General features: G+C 65.9%; 15 protein-coding genes. 10 read left to right on the top strand and 5 right to left on the bottom strand.

The window, feature by feature from the left end; translation table 11 throughout:
• The first annotated feature begins 56 nt into the window (after positions 1-56).
• From glnL to yacG, 9 genes are all read left to right on the top strand, one after another.
• Positions 57-1,124, top strand: a complete 1,068-nt coding sequence (gene glnL, locus C662_RS15440) for a nitrogen regulation protein NR(II) (protein ID WP_002931130.1) — start codon at positions 57-59, stop codon at positions 1,122-1,124.
• Between the two features lie 67 nt (positions 1,125-1,191).
• On the top strand, positions 1,192-2,610 hold the full coding sequence (ntrC, locus tag C662_RS15445) for a nitrogen regulation protein NR(I) (RefSeq protein ID WP_002931131.1): 1,419 nt from the start codon (positions 1,192-1,194) through the stop codon (positions 2,608-2,610).
• Positions 2,611-2,743: 133 nt separating this feature from the next.
• Entirely contained in the window at positions 2,744-3,574 is an 831-nt protein-coding gene (locus tag C662_RS15450) for a biotin--[acetyl-CoA-carboxylase] ligase (protein ID WP_002931133.1), read from the top strand.
• A complete protein-coding gene (locus C662_RS15455; protein WP_002931135.1) occupies positions 3,571-4,308 on the top strand; it encodes a type III pantothenate kinase in 738 nt (245 codons plus the stop codon). The genes C662_RS15450 and C662_RS15455 overlap by 4 nt, the downstream gene beginning before the upstream one ends.
• A 32-nt stretch (positions 4,309-4,340) precedes the next feature.
• Positions 4,341-5,705 (top strand): TrpB-like pyridoxal phosphate-dependent enzyme, encoded by a 1,365-nt coding sequence (locus tag C662_RS15460; RefSeq protein ID WP_002931142.1) that lies wholly within the window; start codon positions 4,341-4,343, stop codon positions 5,703-5,705.
• Between the two features lie 82 nt (positions 5,706-5,787).
• Complete coding sequence (locus tag C662_RS15465; protein ID WP_002931144.1) at positions 5,788-6,606, top strand: SPOR domain-containing protein; 819 nt, start codon at positions 5,788-5,790, stop codon at positions 6,604-6,606.
• A 17-nt stretch (positions 6,607-6,623) separates the two neighbouring features.
• Complete coding sequence (gene coaE / locus C662_RS15470) at positions 6,624-7,247, top strand: dephospho-CoA kinase (protein ID WP_002931147.1); 624 nt, start codon at positions 6,624-6,626, stop codon at positions 7,245-7,247.
• Positions 7,248-7,335: 88 nt separating this feature from the next.
• Complete coding sequence (gene zapD, locus C662_RS15475) at positions 7,336-8,091, top strand: cell division protein ZapD (protein WP_002931149.1); 756 nt, start codon at positions 7,336-7,338, stop codon at positions 8,089-8,091.
• Positions 8,092-8,100: 9 nt separating this feature from the next.
• Entirely contained in the window at positions 8,101-8,322 is a 222-nt protein-coding gene (gene yacG, locus C662_RS15480) for a DNA gyrase inhibitor YacG (protein WP_002931151.1), read from the top strand.
• Between the two features lie 44 nt (positions 8,323-8,366).
• Here the strand turns inward: yacG and C662_RS15485 are convergent, their stop codons facing one another.
• Positions 8,367-9,317, bottom strand: a complete 951-nt coding sequence (locus C662_RS15485; RefSeq protein ID WP_002931152.1) for a Nudix family hydrolase — start codon at positions 9,315-9,317, stop codon at positions 8,367-8,369.
• Positions 9,314-10,192: an ATP-binding protein gene (locus C662_RS15490; RefSeq protein ID WP_002931153.1), complete on the bottom strand. Its 879-nt coding sequence runs from the start codon at positions 10,190-10,192 to the stop codon at positions 9,314-9,316. The genes C662_RS15485 and C662_RS15490 overlap by 4 nt, the downstream gene beginning before the upstream one ends.
• 417 nt (positions 10,193-10,609) lie before the next feature.
• On the opposite strand from C662_RS15490, the gene mltA reads away from it, so the two are divergent.
• A complete protein-coding gene (gene mltA / locus C662_RS15495; protein WP_002931154.1) occupies positions 10,610-11,635 on the top strand; it encodes a murein transglycosylase A in 1,026 nt (341 codons plus the stop codon).
• A 64-nt stretch (positions 11,636-11,699) separates the two neighbouring features.
• On the opposite strand, the gene C662_RS15500 is transcribed toward mltA, so the two are convergent.
• The 3 genes from C662_RS15500 to C662_RS20555 form a co-directional block, all read right to left on the bottom strand.
• Entirely contained in the window at positions 11,700-12,428 is a 729-nt protein-coding gene (locus C662_RS15500; protein WP_002931155.1) for a DsbC family protein, read from the bottom strand.
• Between the two features lie 16 nt (positions 12,429-12,444).
• Positions 12,445-13,608: a UbiH/UbiF family hydroxylase gene (locus C662_RS15505; RefSeq protein WP_002931156.1), complete on the bottom strand. Its 1,164-nt coding sequence runs from the start codon at positions 13,606-13,608 to the stop codon at positions 12,445-12,447.
• Positions 13,605-13,786, bottom strand: a 182-nt coding sequence (locus tag C662_RS20555; RefSeq protein WP_232433293.1) for a hypothetical protein, incomplete at its 5' end; no start/stop codon positions are given. The genes C662_RS15505 and C662_RS20555, both read right to left, overlap by 4 nt.

Below are 13,786 nucleotides of genomic sequence, written 5' to 3' on the forward strand. Positions count from 1 at the left end.
GCCCAATGCATGGCGCGCATCTTGCTTATGAATTGCCGTAACTTCTGGACGCGCCCATGCCATCGCCCCCCTTACACGCTGCCAACGGCCCCTTTGCAGGACTCGAACTGCTGTCGTCGGCGGTCGTCCTGGTCGACGGCAAGCTCTTCATCCGCTACATCAACCCGGGCGCGGAGAACCTGTTCGCGATCAGCCAGCGCAAGCTGATCGGTCAGCCGCTCGCCCGCATGCTGGGCGCACCGCCCGGATTGTCCGCCGCGCTCGACAACGCCCTGCGCACCAACTGGAGCTATACCGGACAAGACCTGACGATCACACGCAACGGCTCGGAACCGATACGGCTCGACTGCACGGTCACACCGGTCGAGACCTCCGGCGTGCGGCTGCTGCTGGAGTTCCGCCCGATCGACGCCCAGCTGCGCGTCGCCCGTGAAGAGCAGTTGCTGCACCAGCAGCAAGCCAACCGGGAGCTGATCCGCAACCTCGCCCATGAGATCAAGAATCCGCTCGGCGGCATCCGTGGCTCTGCACAGCTGCTTCAGCACGAACTCGATGACCCGCAGCTGCGCGAGTTCACCGACGTGATCATCGCCGAGGCCGACCGCCTGCAGGACCTGATGAACCGTCTGCTCAGCTCGCACAGCATGATGCGCCCGGCGCCATTGAACATCCATGACGTGCTCGAACGCGTACGCCGACTGATCCTGGCCGAGTTTCCTCAACTCAGCATCCGGCGCGACTACGACCTCAGCCTTCCGGAACTCACGGCCGACCGCGAGCAACTCATCCAGGCCACGCTCAACATCGTACGCAATGCCGCCCAGGCGCTGGAGGGCCACGGCGAGATCCTGCTGCGCACGCGCATCGCACGCCAGGTCACGCTCGCCAAGCGTCGCTTCAAGCTGGCACTGGAATTGCAAGTGATCGACAACGGCCCCGGCATTCCAGCAGAGATCCGCGACAAGATCTTCTATCCGCTGGTGTCGGGCCGGGACGGCGGGAGCGGGCTGGGCCTGTCCCTGGCGCAGAGCTTCATCGAGCAACATCAAGGCATGATCGACGTGGACAGCCGCCCGGGGCGAACCTGCTTCTCGATCCTGCTGCCGATTTCCGAACGCACCTGAACGGGTCACCGCCTGCCCTCCCTGGGGCTGAGGTGCACGACAGGCGCACAAAAACAGTGCATTTGATATGAATACAGTCTGGATCATCGACGATGACCGCTCGATCCGCTGGGTGCTCGAGAAGGCACTCAGCCGCGAAGGCATCAACCACGCCAGCTTCAGCTCCGCAAGCGACGCCCTGGCCGAGCTCGAAGCCACCCCCCACCCGCCGGCGGTGCTGCTGTCCGACATCCGCATGCCCGGCGAGTCGGGGCTCGACCTGCTGCAAAAGGTCAAGACCGGCCACCCTCACCTTCCGGTCATCATCATGACCGCGTACTCGGACCTGGACAGCGCGGTATCGGCGTTCCAGGGCGGCGCCTTCGAGTACCTGCCCAAGCCCTTCGACGTTGACCAGGCGGTCGCACTGGTACGCCGCGCACTGGAGCAAGGCGCGCACCAGAATGGTGCAGCAGAAGATACGGCCGTCGCGCCCGAGATCCTCGGCCAGGCACCATCGATGCAGGAGGTTTTCCGTGCCATCGGCCGTCTCGCCCACTCCCACGCCACCGTACTGATCAACGGCGAGTCGGGCAGTGGCAAGGAACTGGTCGCACGGGCGCTGCACCGCCACAGCCCTCGCCGCGACGCCCCCTTCATCGCCATCAACACCGCGGCCATACCGCGCGACCTGCTCGAGTCCGAGCTCTTCGGCCACGAACGCGGCGCCTTCACCGGCGCCGCCACCCAACGCCGCGGTCGCTTCGAGCAAGCCGATGGCGGCACCCTGTTCCTCGATGAGATCGGCGACATGCCGGCAGAGCTGCAGACCCGGCTGCTGCGCGTTCTGTCCGATGGCCACTTCTACCGAGTTGGTGGCCAGCAGCCGATCCGCTCGAACGTGCGCGTCATCGCGGCAACCCACCAGGACCTGGAGGAGCGCGTTCGCCAGGGCCTGTTCCGTGAGGACCTCTTCCATCGCCTGAACGTCATTCGTCTGCGCCTCCCTCCCTTGCGCGAGCGGCGCGAGGACATCCCGCTGCTCGTTCGCCACTTTCTGCAAAAGAGCGCCCAGGAGCTGGGTGTCGAGCGCAAGCGCATCTCGGATGCCGCACTCGAGTACCTGCAGGCACAGCCCTTCCCGGGCAACGTCCGCCAGCTCGAGAACCTGTGTCACTGGCTGACGGTGATGGCCCCGGCACAGATCGTGGAAGTCACCGACCTACCGCCGGAAATCCGCGACCAACCCGGGCGCGAGGCACCAACGAGCTGGATGGAAGGACTGGGTGCGGAAGCCGACCGCCTCATCGCCACCCACCCAGGTGAGGTGTTCGACCGCCTCACGCGCGAGTTCGAGCGCACACTCATCCGCCGCGCCCTGGCGGCCACCGGCGGACGCCGTATCGAGGCTGCACAACTGCTCGGCATCGGTCGCAACACGATCAGCCGCAAGATCCAGGAACTCGGCATGGACGACGTGCGCAACGGCGACGACGGCGAGCACTGAACACAAGCGGGGCGGGCGGGACACTCGTGCGCAAGCACGGGATGGCGGATAATGCGGCGATCTCAATGTTTGCCGGACTCCCGCCTTGTCATCGTCCAAACCTCAGACGGCTGCCCCAGCGCAGTCGTCCGCAGTGCCTGATGCCTCACCCGCCTCCCGCGAGATCGAAGCACGACGCGCGCTCGAGCACCGACTCGGACGGCTGGCCGACAGTTTCGTGATCGACTGGCGTGCTCACTGCACCTCCACCAATAGCGCACTGATCGAAGCCACACCGGCTGACGACGGCTTCATTCATGTGCTGATCGCCGACCGCCAGAGCGCGGGGCGCGGCCGCCGCGGACGACAATGGCTGTCCTGGGATGACGGCAGCCTGACGTTCTCGGCATTGTGGCGCTTCGCTCCAGGTGCGCCAGTGCCCGCCGGGCTGTCGCTGGTTGCCGGCCTCGCGCTCGCGCGCGCACTGGAGGAGCTCGGCGCGCAGGGCGTGCAGCTCAAGTGGCCGAACGACGTACTGATCCACGGCGACAAGCTTGCCGGCATCCTCGTCGAGCTCTTGCCCGGCCGTGGCCGCACACCCGCCGCGGTGATCGGCATCGGCATCAACCTGCAGCTCCCGGCAGACGCGCAGGTTCCGGAGCAGCGCGGCGTCACCGATCTTGCGCATGCCCTCGACACGGCGCCTCCGACACGAGCTACGGTTCTGGCCGCCGTGCTCGCGGAGCTGCGCAGCCTGCTCGACACTTACGCCGCCGCGGGCTTCGTCGCCCTGCGCGACGCCTGGCAGCAACGCAACGCCTTCGCCGACCTGCCCGTCTGCATCAGTGGCGAAGCGGAGACACTGCAAGGCATCTGTCGCGGCGTCGACGAGGACGGCGCCCTGCTGCTGGAGACGGCTGTGGGGATGCGCCGCGTACTGGTCGGCGATGTTTCGCTGCGCGCTGGCGGCGGAGGACAGGCGTGATCCTGCTCATCGATGCCGGCAACACCCGCGTGAAGTGGCGGCTCACCGCCGCCGACGCGCCACTGCAGGCCATCGAAGAGGGCGCACTCGCGCATGATGCGATCGGCTCGCTGGCCAGTCTGCGCGCGCGCTACCCGGCCCTGTCGCGGGCCGTGGGCTGCAATGTTGCCGGGGCGGCAATCGCCGCACACCTGGACCAGACCCTGGCGGGCATCGGCATCGAATGGCTACGTCCGGGCGCAAACTGCTGCGGCGTCCGCAACCATTACGAACAACCCGCGCGCCTGGGCGCTGACCGCTGGGCGGCACTGATCGGGGCACGCCAGCTGCACCGCCAGGCCTGCCTCGTGGTCACCGCAGGCACGGCCACGACGATCGACCTGCTGAGCGCCGACGGCGAATTCCTCGGCGGACTGATCCTGCCTGGTGTCGACCTGATGCAGCACGCACTCGCCCACGGCACGGCTCAGCTCCCGCTCGCCGAAGGCCGCTTCACGCTGCAGCCACGACGCACCGTAGATGCCATCCACTCGGGCTGCCTGCTCGCCCAGGCCGGCGCGGTGGAGCGCATGTTCCGCCAGATCGCCAGCCAGCCTCAGGCCAAGTGCCTGCTCGGCGGCGGCGCAGCAGACAGCTTTGCCGGCCTGCTCGACATTCCGCTGCGGCGCGTAGACAACCTGGTCCTGATTGGCCTGGGCGCAATCGCCGCAGCCGGCGAAATTCATCCACAATGACAGCGAACATACTCGCGAAGGGAGAACAAACGATGGAAGCAACCCGCATCCTGCTCGACGCCGCCGACATTCCGACCCACTGGTACAACGTCGTCGCCGACCTGCCGACACCGCCCGCGCCGCCACTCGGCCCGGATGGCAACCCGGCGACACCCGAGCAGATGGGGGCCATCTTCCCCGGCGCCATCCTCGAGCAGGAGATGAGCGCCCAGCGCTGGATCCCGATCCCCGAGCAGGTGCGCGAGATCTATCGCCTGTGGCGGCCGAGCCCGCTGGTGCGCGCGGTCCGTCTCGAGCAGATGCTCGGCACCCCGGCAAAGATCTTCTTCAAGTACGAGGGCGTCTCGCCCGCAGGCTCGCACAAGCCCAACTCAGCCGTGCCGCAAGCCTTCTACAACAAGCAGGCCGGCATCAAACGCCTGACCACCGAGACCGGCGCTGGCCAGTGGGGCTCATCGATCGCATTCGCCGGCCAGATGTTCGGGCTCGAGGTCCGCGTCTACATGGTCAAGGTCAGCTATGGCCAGAAGCCATACCGCCGCTTGATGATGCAGACTTGGGGGGCCGAGGTGTTCGCCAGCCCGTCGGAGCTTACCGAGACCGGCCGTCGCCTGCTCGCCGAGGACCCCGACAACCAGGGCTCGCTCGGCATCGCCATCTCCGAGGCGGTAGAAGAAGCGGCCAGCCGCGCCGACACCAACTACACCCTCGGCTCGGTGCTCAACCACGTGGTCCTGCACCAGAGCATCATCGGGCTTGAGGCCAAGAAGCAGTTCGACAAGGTCGGCCTTTACCCGGATGTGGTCATCGGCCCGTGCGGCGGCGGCTCGAGCTTTGCAGGCATCGCCTTCCCCTTCCTCGCCGACAAGGCGGCGGGCGACAAGCGTGCCGAGAATCTGCGCTGCGTCGCAGTCGAACCGACCTCCTGCCCCACCCTCACCAAGGGCCAGTACGCCTACGACTACGGCGACGCCTCGGGCTTCACGCCGCTGATGAAGATGTACACGCTCGGGCACGACTTCATGCCGCCGGGCATCCACGCCGGCGGCCTGCGCTACCACGGCGACTCGCCGCTGGTATCCCAGCTCTTCCACGAAAAGCTGATCGAGGCGGTCGCTGTACCGCAGCTTGCCACCTTCGAGGCCGGCGTGCAGTTCGCGCGTGCAGAGGGCATCATTCCCGCTCCCGAGTCCTGCCACGCGATCCGGGCGGCGATCGACGAAGCGCTCAAGTGCAAGGCCACCGGCGAGGCCAAGACCATCCTGTTCAACCTTACCGGCCATGGGCACTTCGACATGAGTTCCTACGAGCGCTTCCTGTCCGGCAAGCTCGAGAACTACGACTACCCGGCCGAGGCGGTAAGCGCTTCGCTCGCGCATCTGCCCAAGCTGGGCTGATGTCGACGGCGACAGCCGCGGGGCCCGCCAGGCCCCGCGGTCGCCGCCCGCCACCGCCACCCGATCCCGATACGCCTGCCGCATGACCGTTCTGCGCTTTCTGATCATCCTGCTGCTGATGCTCAACATCCTGGCCTTGGCCGCGATACAGGGCTGGCTCGGCACCCCGGCACCGAGCGGCGAACCGGAGCGCATCGCAAACCAGCTCAACCCGGAACACATCCGGCTATCGAGCGAGACCGCCACCGGCGCGCCAGTGGCGGCCGAGCCCGCGGAGCAGACCACGGCCGCATCGCCATCTGCAGACACCAGCGGCCAGCTCACCTCCGAAGCAATGCCCTCCCCGCCCGATCCGACGCCCGATCCGGCACGCGAAGCCGAGCCCCCCACGCTTGCCGCCACCGCGCCCATGCCACCCGCCGCAGCGGAGCCGCCGCCTGCCGAAGCCGCATCGCCACCGACCGTTTGCCAGGCCTGGGGCGGCCTGTCCGCAGACGAAGCGGAGCGGCTCAGCGCGCGCCTGCGCCGCATCGGCGTCACTGCAGCACGCAGCCGCAGCGAAACGCCGGACTCTTGGTGGGTACGCATTCCACCGCAACGCAGCCGTGCAGAAGCCGAGGCACGCGTCGCCGAGTTGCGCATCCTCGGTGTCACCGATACTTATATCGTGCCCGAGCCGGGCCCTACACAGTTCGCGGTCTCCCTTGGCGTATTCAAGACCGAGAGTCGTGCTCGCCTGCTGCTCGGACAACTGCGCGAACGCGGCGTCCGCAACGCCGGTATCGAACCACGCATGACCACCACCCACCGCATCCAGGCCAGCCTGCCTGTGGCCCAGTTGCGCAACGTCGAGCAGGCTGTCCCGGGAGTGGGCGCAAAGCGCCAGGCCTGCACGCGCTGACGCCCCACGGAACCGCAATGAACGACATCGCCCCACGCCCGTACATCATCGGACTCACCGGCGGCATCGGCAGTGGCAAGAGCGCTGCCGCAGCACATTTCGCTCGTCTTGGCGCCGAGGTGGTCGACACCGACCTCATCGCGCATGGCCTCACTGCGCCCGGCGGCGCAGCCATGGACGCCATCCAGCGTGCCTTCGGTACCTCAATGATCGCCGCCGACGGCAGCCTGGACAGGGCCGCCATGCGTGCAAGGGTGTTCTCGCACCCGGAGGCCAAACGCCAGCTCGAGGCCATCCTGCACCCGATGATCCGAGACGAGAGCGCCCGCCAGTGCCACGCGGCGACTGCCCCCTATGTGATCCTCGCCGTTCCGCTGCTTGTCGAGTCCGGCAGCTACCGTGAGCGCTGCGACCGCATCTGCGTGGTGGATTGCCCCGAACACCTGCAGCTCGAGCGGGTACGCACGCGCAGCGGCCTCGACGAGGCACAGGTGCGCGCGATCATGGCGACCCAGGCCAGCCGCGAGGCGCGCCTCGCCGCGGCCGATGACGTGATCGACAACAGCACCAGCCTCGAGGCACTGGAGCAGCAGGTGGCAAGCTTGCACGCACGCTATCTCGCGGCCTCGAGGACGCGTTGAGCACGCAGCCCACTCGCCCTGTGGCGCTCGGGCGCTGTGCTATCATCGCCCCGAACTCAAGCGGCGCGATACTTGCGGATAGTGTCTGGTGATTAGCTACGAATACCCTCTCAACGAACGCATCCGCACGCTGTTGCGTCTCGAGGACCTGTTCGTCAAGATCGCCCACTTCTCCAGCGGCACTGCTCCACAGGATCACCACGTCGCCCTGCAGACGATCTTCGAGACCCTCGAGGTCGCAAGTCGTGCAGACCTCAAGGTTGATCTGGTCCAGGAGCTCGAGCGCCAGCGCCAGATCCTGATGTCCTTTCGCAACAACCCGGACATCTCCGAAGAGGCGCTCGCAGGCGCGCTCTACGAGATCGAGCAGGCCTCCACCGGACTCCTCGCCATGGCTGGCAAGATCGGCCAGTACCTGCGCGAGAACGAATGGCTGATGAGCATTCGCAGCCGGGCCGCCATCCCCGGCGGCGTCTGCCAGTTCGATCTGCCGGCCTATCACTACTGGCTCAACCGTGACCCCGAGGTCCGTCGCCGCGACCTCGACACCTGGATCCATCCGATGGCCCCCATCCGCGATGGCATCGAGATCGTGCTGCGCCTGCTGCGTGCAAGCGGCCGCGCAGAGAGCCAGCTCGCGCGCAGCGGCGCCTTCCAGCTGACAATGGCCGGGCGCACGGCACAAATGGTCCGGGTACGGCTGGAGCGCACGGACGCCGTGGTCCCCGAGATCAGCGCCAACAAGTATGCGCTCAATGTCCGCTTCATGCTGCCGGAGACGGTTGCGCGCCCCCGCCTGGCCGAGCGCGACGTCGCCTTCGAGCTCACCTTCTGCAGCCTGTAGCCCTTCCGTATGAGCCAGCCCGTGCGTACCGTGAACTGCCCGACTTGCGGCAAGCCCGTCGAGTGGAGCAAGGACAGCCAGCACCGCCCGTTCTGCTCCGCACGCTGCCGTCAGATCGACCTCGGGGCTTGGGCGTCGGAGTCCTATCGGGTGCCGACTGCCCCTCCCGACGCGCCGGATGAGGCCGACGGCTTCGCGCCACCCGGCGTCGGCGAAGGTCGCAATCGCTGACCGGCCTAGGCCGGCTAGGGCTGAGCCGCAGCGCGCCTGGGCCTTCAGGCGTCTTTCGGCCCCCACACACCGCGTATCGCCGCAATCCCATGCGCCCCTGCATCACGCGCCTCTGACATGTCATTCTGTGTCAGGCCGCCCAAGGCAAAGACCGGAATGGGTAAACCTTCGATCAGCTCGCCAAAGCGCGCCCAACCCAATCCAGCCTGGTCGGGATGCGTCGCGGTGGGTTGCACAGGACCGAGGAGCGCATAGTCCAGACCCAGCGCAGCCGCATGCTCGAGCTCGGCGCGCGTATGACACGACGCGCCAACCCATTCGAACTCGGGCCTGTCGCTGCTGGCCAGGAGGCGCTGCGCGGTAAGGTGACATCCGTCGGCACCAATGCGGCGAGCCAACTCGAGGTCGGAGTTGACCACCAGCAGTCCTCCGCTGGCCCTGACCCTGTCCAGCGCTGCACGCGCGAAGCGCTCCCGCTCACCGGCGTCCAGCGCCGCTTCGCGAACCTGGACCAGCCCCAGCCCCTGCTGCAGCGCGCGCTCGAGCACACTCAGCTGCTCGGCCGCGCCTATCGCCGTTGCCTGTGTGATACCCATGATGCGCGGCAGGCGTAGCGCCTTCAGGATCGGTCCATTGGCCGGCAGCATGGGTGCAGGCACGGGATCACCCGGCGCGACCCAGGCCAAAGCGCTGTGCACCCTGTCGTTGAGCGTTCCCTGCCAGGCCGCGACTTCGAAGAAATGCAGCCGCACATGCGCATGCTCATACAGATGTTCGCGGCGCAGCCAGGGTCGCAAGTGCGTAACGTGGATGCCCAATTCTTCTTCGAGCTCACGGCACAACGCCTGCGCAGGACTTTCGCCACGCTCGACCTTGCCACCGGGGAACTCCCAGTAGCCCGCATAGACGGTGTCGGGAGCGCGCTGCCCGAGCAGGTAGGCACCATCTGCGCGCAGCAGAACGCCTGCCGCTACATCGACCAGCTTGCGCGTCATCGGCCATGCCCCTCGTCATCGAGCCGCCCGGCGTGGTCTCGTGCGAACTGCCAGGCCACGCGCCCGGAACGCGAGCCACGCATCAACGCCCACTGCAGCGCGTCCTGGCGAGCCGCGGCGATCGCCTTCTTCGGCACGCCGAAGTGCCCGAGCCAATGCGCGACGATATCGAGGTACTCATCCTGGCTGAATGGATAAAAGGATATCCAGAGGCCAAAGCGCTCGGACAGCGAAATCTTCTCCTCCACCGCCTCGCCCGGGTGCAGTTCGCCATCCACATGACGTGCCTGCAGATTCTCATCGTGATACTCCGGCATCAGGTGGCGACGGTTCGATGTCGCGTAGATGAGCACGTTGTCGGACATCGCCGAAACCGAGCCGTCGAGCACGCTCTTGAGGGCCTTGTAGGCATCTTCACCTTCCTCGAAGGAAAGATCGTCGCAAAACAGGATGAAGCGCTCGGGCCGCCCCTCGATCAACTCGACGATCTCGGGCAGATCGACGAGGTCGGTCTTGTCCACCTCAATAAGGCGCAAGCCCCGCGGCGCATACTCGTTGAGGAGCGCCTTCACCAGCGACGACTTGCCCGTACCGCGGGCTCCTGTAAGCAATACGTTGTTGGCCCGGCGCCCAGCGAGGAACTGGCGCGTATTGCGATCGATGCGGGCCTTCTGCTCATCGACATCGTGGAGGTCAGCCAGGGCGATGCGATGCTGCAGGCGAATCGGTCTGAGCTCGGCACGACCGCGGCGGCGCTGCCAGCGGAAAGCGGCCGACGCCGTCCAGTCGGGCGCCTGAACCGGGCCTGGCAACAGGGTTTCGAGCCGTTCGAGCACCTGCTCGGCACGGCGCAGAAGATCTTGCAATTCAGTCATGTCTTGAGGACTCACCATCATCCGTGGGCGAGCGCGGCGCGGCTGGGGGCCGCGGCCTCAACGCCCGCAACACAACCAGCACCAAGGTCAGCGCAACGCCGAGTTCGAGGAAGATCAACCACACATCGCATCTCCGGCGACCGGCCTGGCACCGGTATACTCTGCCGCATCCGCCCACGAGTTTAACCGATGCACCCGATGATTCCGGCCGCTATCAGACGCCTTGCCCTTGCCTCCACTGTTGCCCTGATCGCCGCGGGCTGTGCACACCAGACCGAAGCCCCGGGACCTGAAGCGGCCGCACCGACCTGTCCGCCGCCACCTGCCTGCCCAGCCTGTCCGGTCTGCCCTGCACCTACGCCCGACAAGCCACCGGCGCCAGCCGCCGCCCCCCTGCAACGCGCTGACTGGAGCGCGTTGCCGAATTGGCAACTGGACGACCCGGCGGCAGCCTGGCCTGCGCTGCGGACCTCATGTTCGAAGCTTGTTCGTCAGACAGCGTGGAAGAACGCCTGCACGGCCGCCGAGAGCCTGGGTCGTGCGCCATCGGGCGCCGATGCGCGGCGTTACTTCGAAACGCATTTCGTTCCTTGGCGCCTGGTCAATCCAGACGGCAGCATGCAGGGGCTCATCACCGGCTATTACGAACCACTCATCCGTGGCAGCCGCACTCGCGGCGGTCGCAACACCTGGCCTGTCCATGGCGTGCCGCGCGACATGCTGACGATCGAGTTGGGCGACGTCTACCCGGAACTCAAGCATCTTCGTCTGCGTGGCCGCGTCGAGGGAAACAAGGTCTTGCCCTACTTCACCCGCGCGGAGCTCGAACAGCGCGGCGCGCAGCTCCCCGCCCCCATACTATTCTGGGCGGATGACCCGATCGACCTCTTCTTCCTGCAGGTGCAAGGCTCGGGCCGGATCCAGTTGCCCGATGGTTCGATGGCTCGTGTCGGCTACGCCGACCAGAACGGACACCCTTACCAGTCCATCGGCCGCTGGCTGGTTGCCAAGGGCGAGCTCAGCCTGGACAAGGCCTCGATGGACGGGATCAAGCGCTGGGCGCAGGACAACCCGCATCGCCTGGCGGAAATGCTGAATGCAAATCCGAGCTACGTGTTCTTCCGCGAGCTGCCCAGTTCAAATGATGGTCCGATCGGTGCTCAGGGCGTCCCGCTCACCGAGGGTCGCAGCATCGCAGTGGATCCGCGCTATGTGCCTCTGGGGGCGCCGGTATTCTTGTCCACCACCTATCCGCTCAGCGACCGCCCGCTCAATCGTCTGATGATGGCGCAGGACACGGGCGGCGCGATCAAAGGCGTGGTACGCGGGGACTTCTTCTGGGGCTTTGGACCCGAAGCGGGCCGCGAAGCAGGTCGCATGCGCCAGCAGGGCAGCATGTGGGTTTTACTGCCACGCGGCATGACACCACCCGCGCTGCAATGAGCGCACGCATGGCACATAAAAAAGGGGGCGACCAGCGCCCCCTCGCGAACAAGCCGAACCCGCCCTAGCGCTTGACGCTGTCCATTGCCTTCTCGAGTTCGGCGGCCGGAACGTAGCCCCCGATGCGCGAGCCATCTGCCAGAAAGATGGTCGGCGTACCGCTGATGCGCAGGCTCTGCCCAAGTTCCACGTTGCGCGTGATCACACTGGTGTCGCAAGTCGCCTTGGCCGGCACCTTGCCGTCGACAACCCAGGCAGTCCACGCCTTGCCCTGATCCTTCGCACACCAGATGTTGTTGGACTTCTGGGTCGAGTCCTCACTCAGGATCGGATACAGGAAGGTATAGACGGTGATGTCATCCATCGCGTCGATCTCCTTTCCGAGGCGCTTGCAATAGCCGCAGTTGGGATCCTCGAAGGTGGCGATCACGCGCGTCCCCTTGCCCTTGACTACCTTGACCGCCTGATCGAGCGGCAGCGTCGAGAAGTCGATCGCTGAAAGCTGATTCAGGCGTGCGCGGGTAACGTCGCGTCGCGTGGCGGTATCGATCACGCTGCCATCGACGATGAAGCTGGCCTTCTCATCCGTATAAACGAGCTGACCGTTCTTGAGCACGACCTCGTAGAGGCCCCCATATGGGGTCTGACTGACAGACTCCACCGCCGGCGCACCGATGAAGGCCTCCATCGCCTTCCTGACCTCATCTTCGCCAGCATGCGCGGTGGAGGTCAGCCCGAGTGCGATCGAAACGGAAAGGAGCTTCACCCGTACGGGCTTCAACAAGGCTTGCATCGAGTTCTCCGAAATATCAAAAGCGACCATGCACGGCGTAACGCACCAATGCGTTTGTTACGACTGGCACGCGGTTCGTAAGGTTCATTCCCGCATTACGCAAGAAGCCGAGCACGGGGTCCTGGGCACCAAACAGCCGATTGAGCCCGTGGGTCAGATACTGCAGCAGGAAGGGCTCCTCGGCGCGACGGCGCGCGTAACGCCGCAATACCGCAAGCTCACCGACATCGCGCCATGACGGCAGGCTGCCCAACTCCTCTGCCAGCACCTTGGCATCCTGAAAGCCCAGATTGATGCCATGGCCGGACAGCGGATGAATCGCATGTGCAGCATCGCCGATCAAGGCCAACCTTGGTCGTACCACCTCGGCGACACGCATCAGCCTGAGCGGAAAGGCAGCCCGCGGCGTCGCCAGTTCGAGCACTCCGAGCCGCTGACCACCGGCCTCCATGACCCGCGCGCAGAAGGTATCATCGTCCAGCTTCATCAGTTCGCCAGCGATCGCATCCGGAGCCGACCAGACCATCGACATCATGCCATGCGCAAGGGGCAGCCAGGCGAGCACACCATCCTCGCGAAACCACTGAAAAGCGGTGCCACGATGCGGGCGCTCACAACGAAAGTTGGCCACGACCCCCATCTCGTCATAGCGCGTCGTCTGTACTTCGATTCCGGCCGCACGACGGAGCCAGGAGTCACGACCGTCCGCTCCGACAGCCAGCGCCGCACTCAGAGTGCGGCCGTCCTCGAGCGTCACGGCAACCCGCCCCTCCTCCTGCAGGAGCGCCACCGGCACTGCCGGACACAGCAGGGTAACGTTATGCTGCCGCTTCAGACTCTCCCAGAGCTCAAGATGGACCAGGCTGGACTCGCCAATCCACGCCAGCTCGGCCAGCCCACAGTCATGGGCCGAGAAGCGGAGCTCACCATTGGCATCGCCATAGATCAGCATCTCGGCCACCGGCTCGAGACGACTCTGATCCAGATGGGACCACACGCCCAGCGCGGACAGGAACGCTGCGCTTGCGGGACTGTAAGCGTAGATACGCTGATCCCAGTCTTGCGGGCGCGATGGCACAGCATGCTCAAGCACCGCGATCTGCAGGCTGCTGCGACGCAAGGCAACTGCGAGCGCTGCGCCGGCCAGACCACCACCAACGATGACGATATCGAACTTCATAGGCTCAGCGATCCCGACGACAGCTGAGCATTTTGCCCCACGCAGGCCCCTTCGTCACGATCTGCGATCCCTATCGTTCCTTTCGCTGGCCGTTGACGTAACAAAGCCCTGCTTTCTTTTGAGAGCAGGGCTTTGTTTTGTGGGTTAGTCTGACGATGACCTACTTTCACGAGGGCGG

This window comes from Thauera sp. 28 (assembly GCF_000310145.2).
Lineage (GTDB): Bacteria > Pseudomonadota > Gammaproteobacteria > Burkholderiales > Rhodocyclaceae > Thauera > Thauera mechernichensis.